General features: G+C 72.3%; 23 protein-coding genes. 16 read left to right on the top strand and 7 right to left on the bottom strand.

Annotated elements, in window-relative coordinates; all coding sequences use genetic code 11:
* The first annotated feature begins 71 nt into the window (after positions 1-71).
* From DFJ66_RS14805 to DFJ66_RS14780, 7 genes are all read left to right on the top strand, one after another.
* Positions 72-1,292, top strand: coding sequence for an MFS transporter (locus DFJ66_RS14805; protein ID WP_121221751.1), 1,221 nt, complete (start codon positions 72-74; stop codon positions 1,290-1,292).
* 172 nt (positions 1,293-1,464) lie between these two features.
* Positions 1,465-1,608 carry a hypothetical protein gene (locus DFJ66_RS42745; RefSeq protein ID WP_170199403.1) on the top strand — a complete coding sequence of 48 codons (144 nt, stop codon included), beginning with the start codon at positions 1,465-1,467 and terminating at the stop codon, positions 1,606-1,608.
* A 33-nt stretch (positions 1,609-1,641) separates the two neighbouring features.
* Positions 1,642-1,836 (top strand): hypothetical protein, encoded by a 195-nt coding sequence (locus tag DFJ66_RS14800; RefSeq protein WP_121221749.1) that lies wholly within the window; start codon positions 1,642-1,644, stop codon positions 1,834-1,836.
* Between the two features lie 142 nt (positions 1,837-1,978).
* Positions 1,979-4,615: an ATP-binding protein gene (locus DFJ66_RS45000; RefSeq protein ID WP_121221747.1), complete on the top strand. Its 2,637-nt coding sequence runs from the start codon at positions 1,979-1,981 to the stop codon at positions 4,613-4,615.
* Positions 4,616-4,664: 49 nt separating this feature from the next.
* Positions 4,665-5,198 carry an NADPH-dependent FMN reductase gene (locus DFJ66_RS14790; protein ID WP_121221745.1) on the top strand — a complete coding sequence of 178 codons (534 nt, stop codon included), beginning with the start codon at positions 4,665-4,667 and terminating at the stop codon, positions 5,196-5,198.
* A complete protein-coding gene (locus DFJ66_RS14785; RefSeq protein ID WP_121221743.1) occupies positions 5,195-6,487 on the top strand; it encodes an MFS transporter in 1,293 nt (430 codons plus the stop codon). Before DFJ66_RS14790 ends, DFJ66_RS14785 begins: the two co-directional genes overlap by 4 nt.
* Positions 6,488-6,534: 47 nt before the next feature.
* On the top strand, positions 6,535-6,963 hold the full coding sequence (locus DFJ66_RS14780) for a CBS domain-containing protein (protein ID WP_121221741.1): 429 nt from the start codon (positions 6,535-6,537) through the stop codon (positions 6,961-6,963).
* An 18-nt stretch (positions 6,964-6,981) separates the two neighbouring features.
* Here DFJ66_RS14780 and DFJ66_RS14775 read toward each other — a convergent pair whose 3' ends face one another.
* Entirely contained in the window at positions 6,982-7,518 is a 537-nt protein-coding gene (locus DFJ66_RS14775) for a CGNR zinc finger domain-containing protein (protein WP_246029760.1), read from the bottom strand.
* Between the two features lie 74 nt (positions 7,519-7,592).
* Here DFJ66_RS14775 and DFJ66_RS14770 point away from each other — a divergent pair, with 74 nt between their 5' ends.
* Positions 7,593-8,243, top strand: coding sequence for a maleylpyruvate isomerase family mycothiol-dependent enzyme (locus DFJ66_RS14770; protein WP_121221737.1), 651 nt, complete (start codon positions 7,593-7,595; stop codon positions 8,241-8,243).
* Here the strand turns inward: DFJ66_RS14770 and DFJ66_RS14765 are convergent.
* The gene (locus tag DFJ66_RS14765) at positions 8,240-9,439 is read right to left on the bottom strand and encodes an MFS transporter (protein WP_121221735.1); all 1,200 of its coding nucleotides are present in this window, start codon (positions 9,437-9,439) and stop codon (positions 8,240-8,242) included. The genes DFJ66_RS14770 and DFJ66_RS14765 overlap by 4 nt on opposite strands.
* A 63-nt stretch (positions 9,440-9,502) precedes the next feature.
* On the opposite strand from DFJ66_RS14765, the gene DFJ66_RS14760 reads away from it, so the two are divergent.
* The 3 genes from DFJ66_RS14760 to DFJ66_RS14750 are packed head-to-tail and all read left to right on the top strand — an operon-like array spanning position 9,503 to position 11,825.
* On the top strand, positions 9,503-10,258 hold the full coding sequence (locus DFJ66_RS14760; RefSeq protein WP_121221733.1) for a heparin lyase I family protein: 756 nt from the start codon (positions 9,503-9,505) through the stop codon (positions 10,256-10,258).
* The gene (locus DFJ66_RS14755; protein ID WP_121221731.1) at positions 10,258-11,196 is read left to right on the top strand and encodes a DUF3500 domain-containing protein; all 939 of its coding nucleotides are present in this window, start codon (positions 10,258-10,260) and stop codon (positions 11,194-11,196) included. Before DFJ66_RS14760 ends, DFJ66_RS14755 begins: the two co-directional genes overlap by 1 nt.
* Positions 11,193-11,825, top strand: coding sequence for an endonuclease V (locus DFJ66_RS14750; RefSeq protein WP_121221728.1), 633 nt, complete (start codon positions 11,193-11,195; stop codon positions 11,823-11,825). Before DFJ66_RS14755 ends, DFJ66_RS14750 begins: the two co-directional genes overlap by 4 nt.
* Here DFJ66_RS14750 and DFJ66_RS14745 read toward each other — a convergent pair.
* Positions 11,813-13,072, bottom strand: coding sequence for a family 4 glycosyl hydrolase (locus DFJ66_RS14745; protein ID WP_121221726.1), 1,260 nt, complete (start codon positions 13,070-13,072; stop codon positions 11,813-11,815). The two genes, DFJ66_RS14750 and DFJ66_RS14745, sit on opposite strands and share 13 nt — an antisense overlap.
* Positions 13,069-13,935: a LysR family transcriptional regulator gene (locus tag DFJ66_RS14740; protein WP_121221724.1), complete on the bottom strand. Its 867-nt coding sequence runs from the start codon at positions 13,933-13,935 to the stop codon at positions 13,069-13,071. The genes DFJ66_RS14745 and DFJ66_RS14740 overlap by 4 nt, the downstream gene beginning before the upstream one ends.
* Before the next feature lie 70 nt (positions 13,936-14,005).
* Here DFJ66_RS14740 and DFJ66_RS14735 point away from each other — a divergent pair, with 70 nt between their 5' ends.
* Both DFJ66_RS14735 and DFJ66_RS14730 read left to right on the top strand, forming a co-directional pair.
* A complete protein-coding gene (locus tag DFJ66_RS14735; protein ID WP_121221722.1) occupies positions 14,006-14,896 on the top strand; it encodes an alpha/beta hydrolase in 891 nt (296 codons plus the stop codon).
* A gap of 2 nt (positions 14,897-14,898) precedes the next feature.
* Positions 14,899-16,047: an MFS transporter gene (locus DFJ66_RS14730; RefSeq protein WP_121221720.1), complete on the top strand. Its 1,149-nt coding sequence runs from the start codon at positions 14,899-14,901 to the stop codon at positions 16,045-16,047.
* Here the strand turns inward: DFJ66_RS14730 and add are convergent.
* Complete coding sequence (gene add / locus DFJ66_RS14725; protein ID WP_121231181.1) at positions 16,022-17,029, bottom strand: adenosine deaminase; 1,008 nt, start codon at positions 17,027-17,029, stop codon at positions 16,022-16,024. The genes DFJ66_RS14730 and add overlap by 26 nt on opposite strands.
* A 159-nt stretch (positions 17,030-17,188) precedes the next feature.
* Here add and DFJ66_RS14720 point away from each other — a divergent pair, with 159 nt between their 5' ends.
* The 3 genes from DFJ66_RS14720 (at position 17,189) to DFJ66_RS14710 (ending at position 21,051) form a co-directional block, all read left to right on the top strand.
* Positions 17,189-19,033, top strand: coding sequence for a Xaa-Pro dipeptidyl-peptidase (locus tag DFJ66_RS14720; RefSeq protein ID WP_121221718.1), 1,845 nt, complete (start codon positions 17,189-17,191; stop codon positions 19,031-19,033).
* 93 nt (positions 19,034-19,126) lie between these two features.
* Entirely contained in the window at positions 19,127-19,879 is a 753-nt protein-coding gene (locus tag DFJ66_RS14715; RefSeq protein WP_121221716.1) for a M23 family metallopeptidase, read from the top strand.
* 146 nt (positions 19,880-20,025) lie between these two features.
* On the top strand, positions 20,026-21,051 hold the full coding sequence (locus DFJ66_RS14710) for a DUF4192 domain-containing protein (RefSeq protein ID WP_121221714.1): 1,026 nt from the start codon (positions 20,026-20,028) through the stop codon (positions 21,049-21,051).
* A 105-nt stretch (positions 21,052-21,156) separates the two neighbouring features.
* Here DFJ66_RS14710 and DFJ66_RS14705 read toward each other — a convergent pair whose 3' ends face one another.
* Both DFJ66_RS14705 and DFJ66_RS14700 read right to left on the bottom strand, forming a co-directional pair.
* Complete coding sequence (locus DFJ66_RS14705) at positions 21,157-22,314, bottom strand: RNA polymerase sigma factor (RefSeq protein ID WP_121231179.1); 1,158 nt, start codon at positions 22,312-22,314, stop codon at positions 21,157-21,159.
* 32 nt (positions 22,315-22,346) lie between these two features.
* Positions 22,347-22,754 carry a YciI family protein gene (locus tag DFJ66_RS14700; RefSeq protein WP_121221712.1) on the bottom strand — a complete coding sequence of 136 codons (408 nt, stop codon included), beginning with the start codon at positions 22,752-22,754 and terminating at the stop codon, positions 22,347-22,349.
* Positions 22,755-23,098: the final 344 nt, after the last annotated feature.

The following is a 23,098-nucleotide window of genomic DNA, read 5'->3' as shown; positions in this document are numbered from 1 at the left end:
CGGATTGGCCCAGGAAATCGAGGTGGGCTTGGCGCTTCACGTGGGCCAATCACCCGATTAGCGTAGCGATCATGGGAACGACGAAGCGGCTCGCGCTGGCGCAGGCGGTCAACTCGGTGGGCGATGGCGCGTTCTACGTGTCGTCCGCGCTGTTCTTCACGCGGGTCGTCGGCCTGTCCGTGGCGCAGGTCGGGTTCGCCCTGACGGTGGCGTGGGCGGTCGGGGCGGTGGCCGGGGTGCCGCTGGGGCAGCTCGCCGACCGGCTCGGGGCGCGGCGGATCGCGGTCGCGCTGGCCGTGGTGACGGCGGGCGCGTTGGCGTTGTTCCTGGTCGTGCGGTCACTGCCGGCGTTCCTCGCGGCGGCGTGCGTCTACACCTCCGGGCAGAGCGGGTTGCAGGCCGCGCGGCAGGCGCTGCTGGCCGGGCTGGTCGAGCCCGAGCGGCGGACGCGGGTGCGGGCGGTCCTCCAGTCGGTGCTCAACGCCGGCCTCGCGGTCGGGGCCGGGCTGGGCGCGGTCGCGTTGCACCTGGACACGCCGGCGGCGTACCTGGCGGTGTTCGCGGTCGACGCCGCCGGCTTCCTCGTCGCCGCTGTCGTCCTGCTCGGGTTGCCCGAGGTCGTGGTGCGGGTGTCCGGGCCCAAGCGGGCGGGTGTGTTGCGGGACCGGCCCTATGCCGTGGTGGCGTTGTTGAACGCGATCATCTTGCTGTACATGCCGATGCTCAGCCTGGTCATTCCACTGTGGATCGTGCAGCGGACCGAGGCGCCCGCGTGGGTGGTGGGCGCGCTGTTCGTGCTCAACACGGGCGCGGTCGTGGTGGGGCAGGTGCGGCTCGCGCGCGGGGTGACGGACCTGCGCACGGCGGTGCGGTCGGTGCGGCGCGGCGGGGTGCTGCTGCTGGTGTCGTGCGGGGTGTTCGCGCTGTCGGAGGGGCGTGGCCCGTGGGTCGCGGTGGCGGTGCTCGTGGTGGGGGCGGCGGTGCAGGTCGTGGGGGAGATGTTCCACGGCGCCGGGTCGTGGGAGATCGGCTTCGGGCTCGCGCCCGCCGACAAGCAGGGCCAGTACCAGGGCTTCTACGGCACGGGCACAGCCGTGGCGCGCACTGTCGGCCCGCTGCTGCTGACCACGCTCGTGCTCGGCGGCGGCGCGGTGGGGTGGCTCGCGCTGGGCGGGCTGTTCCTGGCGGCGGCGTTGGCGATGGGTCCGGCGGTGCGGTGGTCGCGGGCCCGATCGGGTGGTGACGGTGATCGCTCGGAAAAAACCTTGGCAGGTGCGGAGGGGACGCGCTAACGTCATCGACATGTTCTTCCAGATCTACCTCTGAGGATTCCTCCTCCCGCGCCGCACGCGAGGCTCTGTGCCCGTGCTGAGCGCCCTTTCCTGGTGGCCCTAGCGGCTCTTCGACGGCTCTTTCACGCCGTCTGCCTTTGCACGCCTCGAATTTCTGTCAGGAGGCGGTCGCATGCCCACCATGCGCAACGAACCACCACACGACGGCTTGCCGACCAACCGGAAGGCCCGTCGTGCCCCGGGTGCGGCCCAGCCGCGCTTCGGCGGGGGACGCGTCGTCGTCAACCCGCGCCAGTACGCCATGCGGCGTCGCTGACCAGCGACAACGCCACACCTGAGGAGGGGTCCCATGATCGACCAGCCCAACGTCCCGGTCGACGGCGAGCAGCCCGAGCAGGCCGAGTCCGTCGAGCCGGAGTACGTGCCCAACCGCCGCGAACGGCGCGGCCACGCCCAGAAGAACGCGGGCGTGAACAAGATCCCCGGCCAACCGCACCAGGCGAACTTCGTCGGGCGCAGGCTCTTCCGCCGCAACGGCGGCTGAGCGCCCCAAGGGCGGGACGGCCATTCGACACCGCCGGCACCGTGCTCATCACACGGTGCCGGCGGTGTGCCGCATTTTTCGCGCGCGGATTTCCGGCGCGCGTTTTTTGGCGTGCGCGGGGAGCGGTTAGGCTCGGGGCGTCATGAGCGCGCAGCGGGTGAGTCCGGTCCTCGTCGGACGGAGCGCGGAAACGGCCCGGCTGGTCGAGGCGTTCGCCGACCCGCCCGCGACCGTGGTGCTCGGGGGCGAGGCCGGGGTGGGGAAGTCCCGGCTGGTGGCGGACTTCGTCGCGGGGCTGGACGCTCGCGTGCTGGTCGGCGGGTGCGTCGAGCTGGACGGGTTGCCGTTCGCGCCGTTCGTCGCCGCGTTGCGCGGGGTCGAGTTGAGCGAGGCGGAGCGGGTCGCCCTCGCGCCGTTGGTGCCCGGGTTGGTGGACGCACGTCCGGGTGATGAGGCCCGTCCTCGGCTGTTCGAGGGTGTGCTGGCGCTGCTGTCCCGGCTGTCCGAGGACCGGCCCGTGGTGCTGGTCGTGGAGGACGCCCACTGGGCCGACCGGTCCAGCCGCGACCTGCTGGACTTCCTGGTGCGCAACCAGCGCGCGGTGCCGCGGTCGTTGATCGTGGTCACCCACCGGACCGACGAGACCAGCCGTCCGCTGCGGGCCGTGCTGGCGGAGCTCGGGCGGGTGCCGTGGGTGCGCGCGGTCGAGGTGGGGCGGCTGACCGCGCGGGACGTCCGGGCGCAGTTGCGGGAGATCCTGGGCGCGGAGCCCGATCCGGAGTTCGCGCGCACGGTGTTCCGCCGCAGCGCGGGCAACCCGCTGTTCGTGGAAGCCCTGCTGGACGGGTCCGCCGGGCGGTCGCTGGCGGAACTGCTGCTGGGCCGGGTGGACCGGCTCGGGCCGGACGCGGTGGCGATCGTGCGGGCGGCGGCGGTCGGTGGCGCGCGGGTCTCCCACGCCGTGCTGAGCGAGGTCGTCGACACCTCCGCCATCCGGTCCACTGTGGACGGTGGGGTGCTGGTCGCAGACGGCGACGGGTACGCCTTCCGGCACGCCCTCATCCGGGACGCGGTGTGCGCGGACCTGCTGCCCGGCGAAAAGGCCGACCTGCACGCCCGCTACGCGCGCGCCCTGCCCGCCGACGCCGCCGCCGAACTGACCCACCACCGCCACGCCGCCGGTGACCTGACCGGTGCCGCCGAAGCCGCGTGGCGGGCCGCCGACACCGCCCGCCGCGCCCTCGCCTACGCCGAACAACTGGCCATGCTGGAACGCGTCCTCACCCTGTGGGACCACGCCGGTCACCTGGACGTGGACCGGAACACCGTGCTGGAGAACGCGGGCGAGGCCGCGTGGCGGGCGGGCGAGGACACCCGCGGTCTCGAACTGACCACCGAACTGCTGGCGGCCCTGGACGTCGATGCCGAGCGCATCCGGTACGCGGCCGTGCTGGAGCAACGCGCCCGCATGCTGGCCCGCCTGGGCCGCCCGGAGGCGCTGGAGGACCACCGTCGCGCGGTCGACATCGTCCCGGACGGGCACGCGATCCGCGGCTACCTGCTCAACTCGCTGGCCGGTCGCCTCATGGAGGTCCCCGCGCCGGACGAGGCCCGGACCGTCGCCGAACAGGCCCTGGCCGCCTCCCACCACGCCGGCGACGACCCGTCCGAGGCCGCCGCCCTGATCACGCTGGCGGTGCTCGACGCCCGCGAAGGCGACCTGGACGCCCAGCTCCCGCGCCTGGCCAAGGCCGCCGCGATCGCGGAAACCGTTGCCGCGCACCAGGTCCGGCTGCGCGCACTGCGCTGGGAGTCGTCCCTGTGCGAGGCGTTCGGCCGCTTGGACCGGGCCGAGGCCCTGGCCCGCCGGGGCATCCAGACGGCGCGGGAACTGGGCCTGGCCCGGTCCGCGGGCGTGGACCACGCGGTGGCGCTGACGATGGCCCTGGTCGCGGCCGGCCGGTGGGACGAGGCCGTGGACTGCGCCGACCACGCCCTGGACCACGCGCCCCCGCCCAACCACCACGCCCACCTGTTGTGCCTCAAGGGTTACGTGGACCTGCACCGAGGTGACCCCGACCGGGCGGCGTGGGCCGTGGCGAGAGCCCGCGACCTGGTCGGTTCCGGCTTCGCCCAAGACCCGTTGCTCCTGACCCGCTTGGACGCCGAAACCCACCTGGCACGCGGCGAAGACCCGGCGGACGTCCTGGCACCGGCCCTGTCCCTGCCGCACCTCGCCCACGTCTCCCGCTTCGCCTGGCCCCTCCTCGTGATCGCCCGCCGAGTCGGTCTGAGTGGTCCGGAGCTCCCGGTGGTCGGTCCTGTGCAGCGGGCGTGGTCGCTGACCCACCGGGGCTCGCCCGAGGCGATCCCCGCGTGGGAGGCGCTGAACCAGCCCTTCCACCTCGCCTCCGCCCTGCTCGACCACGCCGCCCAGGACCCGAAGGCCCACTCCGACCACCTCCGCCGAGCGGTCGCCCTGGCCGACGCTCTCGGCGCGACACCCCTGCGGTCGCGGGCCGCCGACCTCGCGCGCCGCGCCCACGTGGTCCTCAACGGCGAGGGCACCGCGAAGCGCAACAGCTTCGGCCTGACCGCCCGCGAGGTGGAGATCCTGCGGCTGGTCACCGACGGCCTGGCCAACCGGGAGATCGCCGAACGCCTGTTCATCTCCGCGAAGACCGCGAGCGTGCACGTGTCCAACATCCTCGGCAAGCTCGGCGTGGCCAACCGCGTCGAGGCCGCCGCCACCGCACACCGGTTGGGCCTGTTCGAATAAGGCTGTCGCCCGATGTGCCGCCGCACGCCTTAGACCGACCGTCATCAGCATGACGATCACGATCCTGGGCATCGCGGGCAGCCTGCGCGGCGAGTCGTTCAACCGCAGGCTCCTCGCCGCCGCCCGCCACGAGCTGCCGCCCGGCGCGGAACTGCTGGTGTGGGACGACCTGGCGGCCGTGCCCCCGTTCGACGAGGACGCCGAGGAGGCGCCGGGCGAAGCCGTCACCGGGCTGCGCAAGGCCGTCGCCGAGGCGCACGCGGTGCTCATCGCCACCCCCGAATACAACAACTCCCTCCCCGGACAGCTGAAAAACGCACTCGACTGGGCGTCCCGCCCGTACGGCGCGGCCGTGCTGACCGGCAAGCCCGCCGGGGTCGTCGGGGCGAGCCCGGGTCCGCGTGGCGCGGTCACCGCGCGGGCCGACGCCCGCCGCGTGCTGGCCGCCGCCGGCGCCCGGGTGGTCGACGGAGAGCTGGGGGTGGGGGACGCGTTCCGCCGGTTCGACGAGCACGGCCGGCTGCTCGACCACGACCTGCGCACCGCGTTGGCCGACCTGCTCACCGCGTTGGTGCGCGCATGACCCGCTGGGGCGCGGTGCTGGCGGTGGCGCTGTCGGTGGTGCTCGCGTCGCTCGACCTGACCGCCGTGGTGGTGGCGTTGCCGCTGATGGGCGCGGACCTGGGCGCGGGCCCGACCGTCACCCAGTGGGTGCTGCACGCCTACAACCTGCCGATGGTGGCGTTGAGCATCCCGGCCGGGCGGTGGCTGGACCGGGCGGGGCACCGGCCCGCGTTCGTGCTGTCGGTCGTCGGGTTCGGCGTGGCCAGCCTGGCGATCGCGCTGGCCCCGACCGCCGAGCTGGTGCTGGCGGGCCGGGCGGCGCAGGGCGTGTTCAGCGCGTTGGTCGGCGCGGTGACCATGCCGGTGATCGGCGCGGTGGTCCACCCGCGGCACCGGGGGCGGGCGATGGGCCTGGTGCTGACGCTGATCCCGTTGAGCGGGGTCGCGGGGCCGGCGTTGGGCGGGGTGCTGACCGACGCGTTCGGGTGGCGGTCGGTGTTCCTGATCAACGTGCCGGTGGTGCTGGTGGCCGTGCTGGTCGGGCTGCGGACCATCCCCCGCTCGGGGCAGGGGCTGCCGTGGCCCGGCAAGCGCTTGCTGCTGGAGGCGGCGGTCGTCGGGGTCGGGGCGACGGCGTTGTTCGTGCACGTCTACCTGCTGCCGGTGACCGTGGTGGCGCTCGTGGTGTGGCTGCGGCTGCCGGAGGCGCGGCCGGTGCGGGACATGCTGCGCCGGCCCCGGCTGAGCCTGGCCCTGGTGTCGATGCCGCTGATCATCGTGGGCATCGCCGCGCTGAACTTCCTCGTGCCCTACCTGATCGCCGACCGGCCCGCGGTGGTCATCGGCGTGGCGGTGCTGTCGATGTCGGCGGGCATGGCGGTGTTCTCGCCGCTGGCCGGCGTGCTGGCGGACCGGTTCGGCGCACGTCCGGTCGCGGCCGCGGGCGCGGTGGTCGCCCTGGTCGGCACGGCCTTGTTGCTGCCCGTGGACGCCACGACCCCGACCGTCGACCTGGTCTGGCGGCTCGCGGTGCTGGGCGTGGGGCACGGCCTGTTCGCGGGCCCCAACGCCGCCGCGATCCTCGCCGAGACCCCGCCGGACCTGGTCGGCACGTCCGGCGGCCTGACCTCCCTGCTGCGCACCCTGGGGTTCTCGGCGGGGCCGGCGCTCGCTGCGACGATCGGCGCATTCACCCCGACGCTCATCGCGTTGCTCGTGGTCACGGCGGTGGGCATCACCGCGTCGGCCGCACAATTGCGGTGGTCCCTTCGGGCGGATGATCTGCCGTTCGAGCGCCGGGCGAACTAGCCTGAGGCGGGTAGCACCGGATCTGGCTCGGATCAGGGAGGCGCCACATGAGGATCGCTGACGTCCTGCGGACCAAGGGTTCGGCCGTCGCGACGGTCGGGACCAGAGCGTCGGTGGCGGAGCTGGTAGCCGCGCTGGCCGAGCACAACGTGGGCGCGATGGTCGTCGTGGGACCGGACGGCATCGCGGGCATCGTGTCGGAGCGGGACGTCGTGCGCCGCCTGCACGACCGCGGACCGGGCCTGCTGGATGCCCCGGTCGAGGAGATCATGACGGCCGAGGTCCACACCTGCTCGCCGAAGGACTCGGTGGAGAGCCTGTCGGTCCTGATGACCGAACGCCGCATCCGCCACGTGCCGGTGGTGTCCGACGGGCAGCTGGTCGGCATCGTGAGCATCGGCGACGTGGTGAAGAGCCGCATCAGCCAACTGGAAGAGGACCAGGACCAGCTGACCGCCTACATCGTCCAGGGCTGACCACCACCACCGCACCCGTCAGTCGCGGGTGCGGTGGTAGTGGCGGCTCACTCGGGCTCGGTTGCCGCAGGAGGGTTTGCACCACTGCTGTTTGGGGTGGGTGCGGACGAAGAAGCGGATGCACCTCGGGGACGGGCACGCCCGCAGGTCAGGCGCTTGGTCGCCGGCCAGGAGTTCCATGGTGTCGGTCGCCAGGTCGGCCAGCAGGCGTTCGCCGGGGGTGGCCGTGTCGACGTGGTGGAGGGTCGGCGGGGTGCCCCAGCGCAGTTCGGCGGCTCTCGGGGCGGCGGCTGCGGCGGCGTTGACCAGGGCCAAGGCCTCGTCCAGCGGGCGGAGGTGCGGGGTGTCCACGCGGGTGCCCGCGGCGGAGGCGTGAGCCATCAGGGAGCGCACGGCCCACCGCAGGTCGTGGACGGCGTGCAGCAGGGCCTCGGTGGCCGGCACGCCGGACCACGCCTCCAGCGCGGCCACGGTGGGCAGGGCGTCCTCGATGCCGCCGTGGCCGTCGTGCCGGACCGTGGCGGCGAACTCCAGCGCGCGGTTCACCCTGCTCATCCTAATGGACTTCGGGGTGCCGACCCGCTAGGTTGCCTAACGGGTTAGCTCACACCATCCATTAGGGGGAAGTCGTGACGATCACCGCCGCCGCCCTGGCCGCGCACCGCCGCCTCGCCGAGCGGGTCGCCGACCTGACCGACGACCAGGCGCGCGAACCCTCGGTGCTGCCCGGCTGGACGCGCGGCCACGTGCTCGCGCACGTCGAAGGCGTGACCGAGGCGATGGCGCGGCAGGCCGAGAACGAGGGCACCAAGCTGGAGCCCTACCCGGGCGGGCGGCCCGCCCGGGACGCGGCGATCGAGGAGCGCGCCGGCCGGTCGGCGGCCGAGCACCGGGAAGCGATCGCGGCGGCCGTCGCACGGCTGGAGAAGGCCTGGTCAGAGGTTCGGGACTGGGCCACCCCGGTCGGCTACCGCGACGGCACGATGGAGGGCACCGCCTACGCCGTGTGGCGCGAGGTCGCGATCCACACCTTCGACCTGGGCCTGGGTCCGGTGGTCTTCGAGCCCGAGTTCTGCGAGCACCTGGTGGACTTCCTGGCCACGCGCGTCCCGGACGGCGTCCAGCTGTCCCTGGTCTCGCCGGGTCGCAAGTGGACGATCGGCGCGGGCGAACCGCACGAGCTGCGCGGCGAGGCCACCGACCTGGTGCTGTGGCTGGCCGGGCGGGAGCCGCTGGGCGAGGTCACCGGGCCGCGCCCGGAGCTCGACCCCTGGCCCTAAGCGCGGGCCGTGCGGACCGGGGAGCGGGTGATCAGGACCGCCTGCGCCACCAGGCCCGTCACGGCCACCCACAGCGCCGTGCGGTGCCCGACCAGGTCCGCCAGCAGTCCGCCCAGGGGCGCGCCGACCACGATCATGGCCCGGTTCAGCGACCGGATCGTGGCGTTCATGCGCCCCTGGAGGTGGTCGGGCGTGATGGCCTGCCGGTACCCCATCTCCGGCGGGCTGTCCACGCCCACGCCGAACCCCCACACCAGTTGCGCGGCCGACAGCAGCACCAGACCGGTCACCGTCGAACCGGCGAACGGCACCAGCGCGTAGGCCACCGGCGTCAGCCACCGGCCCAGCACGATCGCCCCGCCCGGACCACCCAGCAGCGCCACCGCCCGGTCGGACAGGGACGCGCCGACCACCGTCCCGACCCCGCCCACCGCGAACGCGATGCCCAGCTCGAACGCCGAGAACCCCAGCACGTCGTGCCCGAACAGCAGGAACACCGTCGCCGCCAGCCCGGCGAACAGGAACCACGCGTGCGACGTGACCGCCAGCGGGCGCAGCACCGGGTGCCGGTACACCCACGCCAGGCCCTCCCGCAGCTCGCGGCGCAGGTTCCGGCGTTCGGGCGGCACGACCTGCTCCTCCACCCGGATCGTCGCCAGCACCAGCCCCGACACCAGGTAGGACACGGCGTCCACCAGGATCGCCGCCGGGGCGCCCACGGCCGTGATCAACCAGCCCGCGACGGTCGGCCCGGCGGACTGGGCCGTCGCCCGGGTCTGCTCCATGCGGGCGTTGGCGGTGGTCAGCCAGGTCGCCGGCACCAGCTTGGGCAGGAACGACTGGTGCGCCGCGTCGTACACCAGCGACAGCCCGCCGAACACCGTGACCAGCGCGTACAGCACCGGCAGGGTCAGCGCGCCGGCCGCGTGCAGCACCGGCACCAGGCCCAGCACGACGCACCGCGCCAGGTCTGCCCCGACCAGGATCGGCCGCCGCCGGTACCGGTCCACCACCACCCCGGCCATCAAGCCGAACAGCAGGTACGGCACCCACGGCGCGGCCCGCAGCAGCCCGACCTCGAGGTCGGACGCGCCCAGGTCGTCCATCGCCAGGAACCCCAGCGCCAGCGTGGTGATGTGCGTGCCGACCAACGACACCGTGTCGGCGGCCCAAAACCGCAGGAATGCTCTTGTCAACGCGCCCCCTTGGGTAAGAAGCTTGCCAAACCGCCGCGTGTCTTCGTGGTGGAAGGAGACGACGTGGCAGTCACCCGTCGTTCAGTGTTGGCCGGTCTCGCGGCATCGCCGCTGCTCATCGGGGGTGGAGTGGCACACGCGGCCACGTGGCGGCTCAAGTGGAGCCCCACCGGCCTGAACGGGTTCGAGAGCATCGAGGACGATCGCGCGGACTCGCACCCCGGCGTCACGCACATCTACATGCAAGGCACCGACTACCGCTTCGACATGCACACAAGGGACCGCGACACGTCCACGGACCGACAGCGCAACGAAGTCGCCGGTATGCGGACCAACGGCGCGAACGTGAACATCTACCAGGGCGAGACCTGGCGCTTCACGTACTCCATGTACATCCCCAGCGCACTACAGGCGACGACAACGTTCACGCACATCATGCAGACCAAGATGCCCGGCGTCGGGTCCTCCCCGGTGACCGTCATGTCGTTGCGCCGCACCAACGGCGTCCAGAAGATCGAGTTCAAGGTCGTCGAAGGCAACGTGCTGGTCGGCAACACCGACCTCGTCCCGCTGCACAACAAGTGGATCGACACCGTGGTGGAGATCGGCGTGGGCGACGGCACGTCCGGCCGCGTCCGGTGGATCGTGCGCAGCGGCGGCACGACCGTGCTGGACAAGACCCGCACCGGCGTGGACACGTGGCTGGGCGACCGGTTGCGCCCGAAGTGGGGCATCTACCGGTCCCTGGGCGACACCTCCGGGTCGATCAAGGACTGCCACCTGCTGCTGCGCGATCTGAAGGCATATAAGTTCGAGTGATGCTGTACGAGATCGCCGAGGCCACCCGCCGCTTCCTCGACCTGCTCGACGAGGGTCAGCGCGCGGCGGCGGTGCGGGACGTCGCCGACGACGACCTGCGCCGCACCTGGGCCTACACACCCGGACCGCGTCCCGGGCTGGTCCTCGGCGATCTCGACCGCACCCAGCGCAAGGCCGTGCACGGGTTGCTGGCGTGCGTGCTCAGCCCGCACGCCTACGCCCAGGTCGCGGGCGTGATGGCGCTGGAGGACGTGCTGGACGACCGCGAGGGCGGGCGGCGCGACAGGCACCAGGGCGACTACTGGACCGTCCTGCTCGGCGAACCGGGCTCCGACGAGCCGTGGGGCTGGCGCGTCGAGGGGCACCACCTGTCGGTGAGCGTCGTGGTCGCCGACGGCCGCGTCTCGGCCACACCGTTCTTCCTGGGCGCGAACCCGGCGCGCGTCACCTACCGGGGCCGGACGGTGTCCCAGCCGCTGCGGCTGGAGGAGGAACTGGCCCGCGAACTGCTCGACCGCATGGGTCGCACCGCGCGCGGCCTGGCCGTGGTGTCCGACCAGCCGCCACCCGACCTCTACACCGGCAACGACTCCCGGATCGGCGACGTCGAACCGCAGGGCGTCACGCCGGCGCAGCTCGACCGGGCCTCGCGCGGCCTGCTGGTGGGCCTGGTGCGCTACTACCTGGACCGCCTGCACAGCGACCTCGCCGACGAGGAGTTCGACCAGCTCGACCTGGACCGCCTGCACTTCGCGTGGCAGGGCTCGGCGTCGCGCGGCGCGGGCCACTACTACCGGATCCAGGGCCCGGAGCTGCTGATCGAGTACGACAACACGGACAACGACGCCAACCACGCGCACACCGTGTGGCGCAGGCGGTCCGGCGACTTCGGCGAGGACCTGCTGGCCGCGCACCGGGCCGCGGTGAAGCACGAGTGACCCCGGAGGAGGCGGTCGCCGAACAGGAGCGGCTGCGGGCCTTCGTCCGCACGGAGACCGATCCGGGGTTCGCGGTGCGGCACGTGGCCGGGCTGGACGTCGCCTACGCCGACGACGACCGGGTGGTCGGGGCGGTCGTGGTGCTGGACGCGGTGACGTTGGAGACCGTGGACACGGCGGTGGTGGCGGGTGTCGCCGACTTCCCCTACGTGCCGGGCCTCTTCGCCTTCCGCGAGCTGCCGACGCTGCTGGAAGCCCTGGACCGGCTGACCGTGCGCCCGGACCTGCTGGTGTGCGACGGGCAGGGCCTCGCGCACCCGCGCCGGTTCGGCCTGGCCTGCCACATCGGGGTGCTGACCGACCTGCCCAGCGTCGGGGTGGCGAAGACGCCGATGGGGCACTTCGAGATGCCCGCCGACGCGCGGGGCGCGGGAACCGACCTGGTGGACGACGGCGAGGTGGTCGGGCGGGCGTTGCGGACGCGGGCCGGGGTGAAGCCGGTGTTCGTGTCCGTGGGGCACCGGATCGACCTCGACCGGGCGTGCGCCGAGGTGCTGCGGCTGTGCTCGGTGCGGCTGCCGGAGACCACCCGCCGGGCGGACGCCCTGGGTCGGGCTCACCTGAGGTAGGCCAGCTCCGGGTGGCGGTCGACGTACGTGTCCAGCAGGCTCTTCGCGGTCTTGGTGGAGTCGACCAGCGGGTGCAGGCCGAACGCCTTCAGCGCGGCCGGGTAGGTGCCTTCGAGGACCAGCCGGTCGATCGCCTTGATCGTCTGCACCAGCCCGGCGGCGTGGTCGGGCAGGGGGCTGACCGGGTTCGGCCTCGCACCGCGCTTGTCGACCGTGCACGGCACTTCGACCACCGCCCGCGAGTCCAAAGTGGACAATCCGCCGCGGACGTTGAGGATGAGCGTGGCTCGTTCGTCGTTGGCGATGGCGTGCATGAGCTTGAGGGCCACGTGCTCGTAGCCGCCGCCTTCGAGCGAGTCGCGTTCCTGCTTCATGTAGGTGGCTTCGCGTTCGAGCCGGGTGGTCTCCCAGTCGACTTCGCCGTCGTAGAACCGCTTCTGTTGGCGCAGCAGGAACGCGCCCCGGTCGTCGCCCATGGCTTCACGGGTGTCGTAGTAGTAGTGCAGGTACTCGTTCGGGATGACTCCCAAGGCGCGCAACCACTCCGCGCCGAACAACCGCCCCTCTTCGAACGACCGCAGTGCTTCCGGGTCGTCCAGCAGACGCGGCAACAGGTTCTCGTCATCCAGATAAACGCCTTGCAACCAGCCGAGGTGGTTGAGCCCGGCGTAGTCGAAGCGCGCGTTCTCGACCCCCAACGCTCGCTCCACCCGGCGGCACAGGCCGAAAGGCGAGTCGCAGATCCCGATGACCCGGTCGCCGAGGTGCTCGGCCATCGCCTCGGTGACCAGCCCGGCGGGGTTGGTGAAGTTGATGACCCAGGCCTCCGGTGCCACCAAGGCGACTTTCCGCGCGATCTCCCGCGCCACCGGCACCGTCCGCAGCCCGTACGCGATGCCGCCCGCGCCCACGGTCTCCTGCCCGAGCACCCCGTGCGCGTGCGCGACCTGCTCGTCGATCGCCCGCCCGGCCAACCCGCCGACCCGAATGGCGGAGAACACGAAGTCCGCCCCCTGCAACGCCTCCTCGAGATCGGTCGTCGCTGACACGCGTGGCCCCGAATTGTCGGTACCCCGTGGGACGATGGAACCGGGGGCCGGAGGCCCCGCCAGGACTTCCCGCACCCGGGCCAGCCGCGCGGCGTCCACGTCGTGCAGGACCAGCTCGTCCACGAGCCCGTCACCCATCAGCGCCCGGTGCACCAACGGCACCCGGAACCCGCCACCGCCCAGGATCACCAGCCTCACAGCTCACATCCTGCCTCGCCCAGCAGCGCGATGAACGCCCGCGTCAACGGGTCGGGCTCCTTGTGGCAGTACGCGACCAGCGACCGCCGCACCGGCGGGTCGACGTGCAGGACCACCCCGTCGAACGCCTCCGGCAGCACGTTGCGCGGCACCAGCGCCGGGCCCAGTCCCGCCGCCGCCAGCACCGGGGCCGTCGCCGTCTGCTCGGTCCGCACGCGCGCCCACGGCTGGAACCCGCGCTCCCGGCACACCGCGTCCACCAGGTCCGCCAGCCCGTTGCCCGGCGCGTAGTGCACCCACCCCTCGTCGGCGAACACCCGCAGGTCCACCGGCGACCGCAGCTCCGAGTCCGCCGGCACCACCACCACGAACTCCTCCACGCCGAGGGTGTGCGCGAACCCGGGCCAGTTCGCCGGTTCCGGTCCGATGGCCACGTCCGCCTGGCCCTCGGCCATCGCCTCCCGCAGCTCGTCGGCGTGCCGGTGCTCGAACAGCCTGATCCGCACGTCCGGGTGCCGCGCCCGCCACTCGCGCAGCACCGGCGGCAGCACCCCCAGGGACAGCGAGTACACCGTGGCCACGTGCAGCTCGCCGCACTCCAGCCCGCCGGCGCGCCGGGCCGCCGTCAACGCTCGCTCCGCGTCCGCCAGGGCCTGGCGGGCGAACGGCAGCCACGCCCGTCCCGCCGGCGTGAGCCGCACGGTGCGCGGGAGCCGGTCCAGCAGGGGCGTCCCCACCGCCTTCTCCAACGCCCTGATCTGGTGTGACAGCGCCGGCTGGGTGACGTGCAGCAGCTCGGCGGCCCGCGTGAAGGAGCCTTCGTCCACGACCGTCACCAGGTATTCGAACTGCCGCAAGCTCATGAGTGGAGTTTATATCCTCTAGTAGATCTATGCCTTGGACTTATGGGTGACACGCGCGCACGATCGGGTCATGGCACTGAACGACCAAGCCCGCGCGGTCCTCGACAAGATGGCCGGCGCGGCACCCCTGGAGACCCTCACCCCGTTCGAAGCCCGTCAGGCCGGCCTCGGCTACCTCGACTTCCAGGGACCTCGGCAGGACGCCCGGGTCGAACACCTCTTCGTCCCCGGTCCGACCGCCGACCTCCCGGCCCGCGTCTACTACCCGGCGACGGGCGAAGGTCCGTTCCCCGGCATCGTGTTCCTGCACGGCAGCGGGTTCGTGATCCTCAACCTGGACGTCTACGACGTGGCCCTGCGCGCCCTCGCCAACGCGACCGGGCACGCCGTCTTCGCCGTGAACTACCAGAAGGCACCCGAACACCCCTTCCCCGTGCCGTTGGACGACTGCCGGGCCGCCACGGAGTGGTTCCTGGAGCACGCCGCGGACTTGAACGTGGCCGGCGTCGGCGTCATGGGCGACAGCGCCGGCGGCACCCTCGCGGCGGCGATCGCGCAGGAGTTCGGGGACCGGCTCAAGTTCCAGGTCCTGATCTACCCGCCATTGGACACCGACTCCACCGGACAGTCCTACGTGGACAACGCCACCGGCTACGGCCTGGAGCGCGAGGGGATGCGCTGGTTCTGGCGGCAGTACCTGGGCGACCGCGAACCGACCGCGCAGGCCGCCCCGCTGCGCGCCGAGACCGTCGCCGGACCGCCCGCCTTCATCGCCACCGCCGAGTACGACGTGGTCCGCACGGACGGCGAGCGCTACGCGCGCAAGCTCGCGGACGCCGGCGTCCCGGTGACGCTCCGCGAGTTCAAGGGCACCATCCACGCGTTCGTGCTGATGGACGGCGTGCTGGACGAGTACGGCGTGCTCCTGGGCGAGCTCGCCGACTGGCTGGGGGAGCGGTAGAGATGCCACTCGCACTCGTCGCGCTGGCCCTCGGCGCGTTCGGCATCGGCACGACCGAGTTCGTCATCGTGGGGTTGTTGCCGCAAGTGGCGGGTGACCTCCACGTGTCCATCCCGTCCGCCGGACTGCTCGTCTCCGGCTACGCGTTGAGCGTGGTCGTGGGCGCGCCGCTGATCACGGCGTTGGGCTCGCGCGTGCCGCGCAAACGCTTGCTGGTCGGGTTGATGGTGTTGTTCATCCTCGGCAACCTGCTGTGCGCGGTCGCCGACAGCTACCCGCTGCTGATGGCCGGACGGGTCGTGGCGGCGCTGTGCCACGGGGCGTTCTTCGGCGTGGGCGCGGTGGTGGCGGCCGGGCTGGTCGCGCCGGACCGGCAGGCGCGGGCGATCGCGCTCATGTTCACCGGTCTGACCGTCGCCAACGTGCTGGGCGTGCCGGTGGGCACCGCGCTGGGCCAGGGCTTCGGCTGGCGGTCCACGTTCTGGGCGGTGACCCTGCTCGGCGTCGTCGGCCTGCTGGGCATCCTGCTGCTGGTGCCGCCGCAACCGGCGTCCGACGGGCTGCGCGGCGAGCTGGCGGTGTTCCGGCGTCCCGGGGTGTGGCTGGCGCTGGGCACGACGGCGCTGGGGTTCGGCGCGGTGTTCGCGTCCTTCACCTACATCGCGCCGATGATGACCGAGGTCGCCGGGTTCTCGCCGGGCGCGGTGACGTGGCTGCTGGTGCTGTTCGGCGTCGGGCTGTGCGTGGGCAACGTGGTCGGCGGCCGGGCGGCGGACCGCAGCCTGATGCCCAGCCTGTACGCGATCCTGGCCGTGCTGGCGGTGGTGCTGGCGGTGTTCGTGGTCACCGCGCACTCCCAGGTGCTCGGCGCGGTCACCATCGGTCTGCTCGGGGTCGCCGGGTTCGCGACCGTGGCCCCGTTGCAGAGCCGGGTGCTCCAGCAGGCCGAGGGTGCGCCCGCGTTGGCCTCGGCGGCGAACATCGCCGCGTTCAACCTCGGCAACGCGGCGGGCGCGTGGCTCGGCGGCGCCGCCATCGACGCCGGGTTCGGCTACACCGCGCCCAACTGGGTCGCCGCGCTGATGGCGGTGGCGGCGCTGGGCGTGGCGGTCGCGAGCGGTCGGGTCAGGACCCCTGTTCCACTGCGGTGATCGCGGCGAGGAGTTCGGCCTTGCGGTCCGGGGAGGCGAAACTGGCGTGCACGCCCGCGCGGGCGAGGTCCGCCAGTTCGCCCCGGCCCAGGCCGAACCGCTCGTGGCACAGCAGGTACTCGGCGTTGAGGTCGGTGTGGAACATGCCGGGGTCGTCGGTGGCCAGCGTCACCGGGACCCCGGCTTCGAGCAGCTTCGGCAGCGGGTGGTCCTCGATCCGGGCCACGGCGGCGGTGCGCAGGTTCGAGGTCGGGCACACCTCCAGCACGATCCCGTTGTCCCGCAGGTGGGCCAGCAGCTCGGGGTCGCGGACGGCGGCGGTGCCGTGGCCGATCCGCTCCGCGCCCAGGTCCCGCACCGCCTCCCAGATCTGGTCCGAACCGGTGGTCTCGCCCGCGTGCGGCACCGACCGGAGACCTGCCTCCCGCGCCAGTGCGAACGCCTCCCGGAACGCCCGGCGCGGCGCGTCGGACTCGGCCCCGCCCAACCCGAACCCGACCGTGCCCGGCGGGCGGTGGTCGACGGCGTAGCGGGCGCTGGTGAGCCCGAAGTCCCGATCCCACGTGCCGGGAACGTCGAACACCCACGCCAGCTCGACGCCGTGCTTCTCCCACGCCTCGGCCCGGCTGGAGGTCAGGGCCTCGTCCAGCTCGTCGGGCGCGATGCCGGCCCGCAGGTGGCTGGTCGCGCTCACCGTCACCTCGGCGTAGCGGACGTTGCGCCGCGCCTGCTCCTCGGCCAGGCCCACCACCAGGGCGGCCACGTCGTCGCCGGTCGTCACCAGGTCGTTGACCTTGGCGTAGACGTCGATGAAGTGGGTGAAGTCCGTGAACTCGTAGAACGCGCGCAGGTCGGCCTCGTCGGTGGGCACGCCGCGGTGCGGGTGCCGGCGGGCGAGGGTGAGGACGGTGTCGAGGGAGGCTGACCCGACGAGGTGGACGTGCAGCTCCACCTTGGGCAGCGCGGCGATGAATTCACGCATGGCGCGGGCGAGTCTGCACACCTGGTCCGCGCTGGTCAAGCCGCCGATCGTCGGGTGTCGATCCAGTGTCCACTGTGGACTTGACAGCTACTTGACACGTCTTGCGTCACAGGGGAAGGGTCTGCACGGACCTGTCGTGGACATGATGGGGGAACTGTCGTGAAGGGTGTTCGGAGAGCCGCGGTGCTGGCGGCTCTGGTGACGCTGCCCCTGGGAGCGCTGCCCGCGGTCGGCACGGCCGCGGAAGGCCCGGTCTTCAAGGACGGCGAGGCGCAACCCGTCTTCGACCCGAAGGACGTGGTCAAGGAATCCGTGTGGGTCCGCGCGCCGGTCGACAGCGACCGGGACGGGCGGGACGACGAGGTGTACACCGAGGTGGTCCGCCAGAAGGCCACCGACCGGGGGCTGAAGGTCCCCGTGGTGTTCTTCAACAGCCCGTACTTCTCCGGCGGCAACGACGTGGCCAACCACAACGTCGACGTCGAGCTGTACGTGCCCAACAAGCACGGCGGCTACGACAAGCGCGACGGCTCGATGCTCAAGGCGCAGGCCGACGAGCGCATCGCCGTGGCCGTCGGTCCCAACGCCGGCCCCATCCGGTCGGGGCGGTACGAGGACTACTTCATCTCCCGCGGCTTCGCCATGGTGTACGCGGAGTCGCTGGGCACCGGTCAGTCCTCGGGCTGCCCGACCTCCGGCGGCCGCAACGAGACCATCGGGTCCAAGGCGGTCGTGGACTGGCTCAACGGGCGCGCCACGGCCCGCAACGCCGCCGGTGCCGACGTGAAGGCCACCTGGACCACCGGCAACACCGCGATGATGGGCGTGTCCTACAACGGGACCCTGCCCAACGCCGTGGCGTCCACCGGTGTCGAGGGGCTCAAGGCCATCGTGCCCATTGCGGCCATTTCCTCCTGGTACGACTACTACCGCGCGGACGGGGCCGTGGTCGCGCCCGGCACGTTCCAGGGCGAGGACCTGGACGTGCTCGCCGAGTACGTCTACACGCGCGCCGACCGCGAGATCTGCAAGCCGGTGATCGCCGAGCTCGCCCGGAAGCAGGACCGGGTGACCGGTGACTACAGCGAGTTCTGGGACGAGCGGAACTACGTCAAGGACGCCTCGAAGGTCAAGGCGGCGGTGCTCGCCGTGCACGGCCTCAGCGACTGGAACGTGAAGCTGCGGCACGTCGAGCAGTGGTACTCGGCGCTGAAGAAGTACGGCGTGGAGCACAAGATCTGGCTGCACCAGTCCGGGCACACCGACCCCGACACGCTGCGGTCGGTCGAGTGGCGGCGCACGATCAACCGGTGGTTCTCGCACTACCTGTACGGGATCGACAACGGCGTGGAGAAGGAGCCGAAGGCGACCATCCAGCGCGAGGACAAGACGACGTGGACCGACGAGGCCGACTGGCCGGCGCCGGGGACGTCCACGGCGCGGCTGTTCCCGTGGGCCGGCGGTTCGGCCAAGGGGGCGCTGCGGTCCTCGGCCGTTCCGGGCAAGCCGGTGGTGGAGTCCTTGCGCGACGACTCGTCCAAGCTCGCCGACGACCTGGTGGACCTGCCCAGCTCCGGTAACCGTCTGTCGTACGCGACCTCGCGCACGGCCACGGACCTACGCCTTTCGGGTGTCGCCCGGGTGAACCTGGCGATCTCGTTCGACCGGCCCGCGGCCAACGTGACGGCGTTGCTGGTGGACCGGGCGCCGGACGGCACGAGCCACATCGTGACGCGGGGGTGGACCGACCCGCAGAACCGGGTGGACCCGTCCCGGACCAAGCCCATCACGCCTGGTAAGACGTACCGGGTCGAGGTGGAGCTTGAGCCGCAGGACTACATCGTGAAGGCGGGTCACACGGTCGAGTTCGTGCTGATCTCCAGCGACTACGACTACACCCTGCGGCCCAAGCCGGGTGCCGGGCTGTCCATCGACCTGACCTCGACGTCGGTGGAACTCCCCGTGGTCGGCGGCGCGGCGGCGTTGCGCCGTTCGGTTGGTTAGGAAGTAATTCACGAAGTTGGCATCTCGTTAGACTTCCACTAGACGGCTGGGCGTGGTCCGATCACCACACCCAGTCGTCAAGGAGGTTGGCAGATGCGCCGCGTCTTAGTCACCGCCCTCGTCGCGCCGCTCTTCGGCCTCGCCCTCACCGCGGGCGAGGCCGTGGCGGCTCCGGCCTTCCAGTTGCCGTTCCCGTGCGGGCAGGTCTGGGAGGGGCAGACCCGGACCAACCACAGCCCGCCCAACTCGGTGGACTTCAACCGCACCAACGATGACGGCGACCCGGTCGTGGCCTCCGCGGGCGGCACCGTGACCCGGGTGGCGAACGAGGGCAGCGTCAGCTACGGCCGGTGGATCGAGATCGACCACGGCGGTGGCTGGCGGACCCGGTACGCGCACCTGTCCGTGCAGCGGGTGTCCGTGGGGCAGACCGTGCGGATCGGGCAGCAGATCGGCAACGTCGGTTCCACCGGCGGTTCCACGGGGCCGCACCTGCACTACGAACAGCGGCTCAACGGCACGGACGTGAAGGCGGTGTTCAACGGGACCCAGGCCTACTACTGGGGCACCCGCAGCTACACCAGCCGAAACTCGTGCAGCGGGGCGACCGGGACGGTCAACACCAGCGGCTCGTCCCTGACCATCCGCTCGGGTCCCGGGACGAACTACACCGCCGTCGGTTCGGTGGCGGACGGCGCGACGGTGACGATCCGCTGCCAGGCGGTGGGGGAGTCGATCACCGGCACTTACGGCACCACGAACCTGTGGGACAACATCGGTTCGGGGTACATCTCCGACGCTTATGTGTACACCGGCTCAGACGGCCGTGTTGCCCCTGACTGCTGATTTTTCTCCTTTGTGCGCCGCCCTGGCTGCTTTATGCGCCAGGGCGGCGTTCACTTTCGTGGCCCCTTTCGGGTGACAAGTCGAAGTTGTCCACAGATCGGCTCGACCCGCCGGCTTTTTCTTTTTCGGATCGGCACAGTCGAAGCATGACCACTTCCGTGAACGTGGCCGGGGACGTGCGAACTCCCGGAGAACTGGTCGCGGCCCTGCCGCACCTGATCGGCTTCCACCCGACCGAGTCGGTGGTGCTGGTGGTCCTGGTGGGCCAGTCCGTCGAACAGACCCTGCGCGCCGACCTGCCCGACCCGGTCCACGACCGCAGGGCCGCCGACCACCTGGCGGCACCGCTGCGCCAGTACCCGAACCGCCGCCGGGCGGTGGCCCTGGTGGTCGGCGGTGGCCGCGGCGACCCGCCCGAACGGCTGCCGCGGGAACACCTGGTGGCCCACGTGGAGGCCTCGCTCGCGGAGGTCGGCGTGCCGGTGACCTGCGCGATCTGGACCCCCGCGACCGCCAAGGACGCCCCGTGGTTCAACTACCACGACCTGGGCGACGAGGGCACCGTGCCCGACCCGACCACGACCACCCTGGCCGCGATGTCGGTGGCCAAGGGCTTGATCACCTACCCGAACCGCGACAGCCTCGCCGACACCCTCAACCCGGACCCCGAGGAGGACCTGACCCGCCGCTCACAAGCGCTCGACCGCCTGGTGGCCGAACACCGCGCCCTGGCCCACGACGACCCGACCACCCTGCGCCGCCACCACGCCCTGGTCCACGCCGAGATCACCCGGGCCAGGGACCGAAAACGCCCGCTGACGGATGCCGAGGTGGCGGCCCTGACATTCGCCTTGTCGGACCTGGTCGTCCGCGACGCGAGCCTCGGGTACGCGGTGGGCGAGCACGCTCGCGATGCCGAAACCCTGTGGGCGGAACTGACCCGGGCCAGCCCACTGCCGGAACGAGCCGAACCCGCGACACTGCTCGCTTTCTCGGCCTACATCCGAGGCGACGGCGCTTATGCGTCCATCGCCTTGGACCGGGCCCTGGAAGCCCAAGCAGACCACCGCCTGGCCACCCTGCTGCACATGGCACTGGAAAAGGGACTACCCCCAGCCACAGTCCGCCAGCTGGCAGAACGAGCAGCCGGCCTCCACCCTGACGAATCCTGACCAGAAAGGAGCACTCACCGCCTCACCCGCCCCGCGCCGCAACCGACCCGCCAACGCCGGCCCCCGACACCATCCGTGACCCGCCATCGGTGGTCGGCCGTCGTCCTACTCCTTCGGGGCGGCGTTCAGGGTGGCGTTCAGGCGGGCGGCCTGGCGGGTCAGGTGGGCGCGTTCGGGGAGGTTGGGGGCCTTGTGGGCGGCCTCCGCGTACAGGCGGGCGGCGGTGGTCAGGTTGCCGGCTCGTTCGTGGAGGTAGGCCGCGGCTGCGGTGTGGCGGGGGAGGGTGTGGTCGCAGGTCTCCAGGGCGGCCAGGCCGGCTTGGGGGCCGTCGGCCTCGCCCACCGCCACGGCGCGGTTGAGGCGGACCACCGGGTTGTCCGTCAGGCGCAGCAGTTCGTCGTACCACTCGACGATCTGGACCCAGTCGGTCTCGGCGGCGGTCTGGGCGTCGGCGTGGAGGGCGGCGATGGCGGCCTGGGCCTGGAACTCGCCCAACCGGTCGCGGGCGAGGGCGGCTTGCAGGATCTCCACGCCCTCGGCGATGGAGGCGGTGTCCCACAGGATTCGGTCTTGTTCGGAAAGGGGGATGAGGCTCCCGTCGGCGGCTGTCCGGCTCGCGCGGCGGGCGTGGTGGAGGAGCATCAGGGCCAGCAGGCCCGCCACCTCCGGGTGGTCGATGACGGCCGCCAGTTGCCGGGTCAGGCGGATGGCTTCGGCGGACAGGTCGAGGTCGCCGGTGTAGCCCTCGTTGAAGACCAGGTACAGCACGCGCAGCACGGTGGCCACGTCACCGGGCTGGTCGAGCCGCACGCCGGACACGGTGCGCTTGGCCCGGCTGATGCGCTGCGCCATGGTCGCTTCGGGGACCAGGTACGCCTGCGCGATCTGCCGGGTGGTCAGGCCGCCCACGGCACGGAGGGTCAGGGCGACCGCCGATGACGGGGTCAGGGAGGGGTGCGCGCACAGGAAGTACAACTGGAGGGTGTCGTCGACCGCGGTGGCGGGGCCGGGCTCGACCTCGGCCTCCACCTGGTCCTCGCGACGGCGGCGGGCGCTGTCGGCCCGGGTGGTGTCGAGGAAACGGCGCCACGCCACCGTCACCAGCCAGCCCTTGGGGTCGCGGGGCGGGTCGGTCGGCCACGTGCGGACGGCTTCGAGCAGGGCGTCCTGCACGGCGTCCTCGGCCGCCGCGAAGTCGGCTCCGCGGCGGACGAGGATCGCGAGCACGGTCGGCGTGAGGCCCCGGATCAGGGCCTCGTCGATCGCCGTCACCCGGTCACCGTCTTCGGTCGCCGTCATTCGGTGACGGTGGGCGGGACCGCGTAGAAGGGGCGCAGCTCCAGCCACTCGTGGATGGGCTTGCCACCCGCACCGGGCGCGGCCGACAGCTCGCCGGCCAGCTCGACCGCGCGCTCGTAGCTGTCCACGTCGATGATCATCCACCCGGCGATGAGGTCCTTGGTCTCGGCGAACGGCCCGTCCGTGACCGGCGGACGCCCCTCGCCGTCGTAGCGGACCCACGTGCCCTCCGGGGCGAGCGCCTGGCCGTCGACGAACTCGCCGGTCTGCTCCAGCCGGTCGGCGAAGTCGCGCATGTACTGGATGTGCGCGGAGATCTCCTCCGGCGTCCACTTCTCCATGGGCACGTCGTTCACCGGGGTGGGGGCGCCGCGGTAGTGCTTGAGCAGGAGGTACTTGGCCATCGTCGTTCTCCTCGGTACCGGTGCGCCCCCATTGTGGGGCGCGTTCGCACCGGGGACGGAGCCGCGCGCGAGTTCTCGACACCGCCGCCCAAGATTTTTTCCGAGCCGGCCGAACCAACCGCGACCAGACCCGCCCACCAACGCCCCGCCCGCCAGCCAGCGCGGGCCCGCCAGCCAACGCCCCGCGCGCCAACGCCCGCCGCCCGCCGCCGCCCGCCGCTGGTGCCGGCCGCCGCCGCTGGTGCCGGCCGCCGTCCGGCCGCCGCCGCTGGTGTCTGCCGCCCGTCCGCCGCCGTTGGTGCCCGCCGCCGCCCGCCCGCCGCCGCTGGTGCCTGCCGCCGCGC

This window comes from Saccharothrix variisporea (assembly GCF_003634995.1).
Classification (GTDB): domain Bacteria; phylum Actinomycetota; class Actinomycetes; order Mycobacteriales; family Pseudonocardiaceae; genus Actinosynnema; species Actinosynnema variisporeum.
Note: the sequence above shows the minus strand (reverse complement) of the source record. Positions and strands in the feature narration are given on the sequence as shown.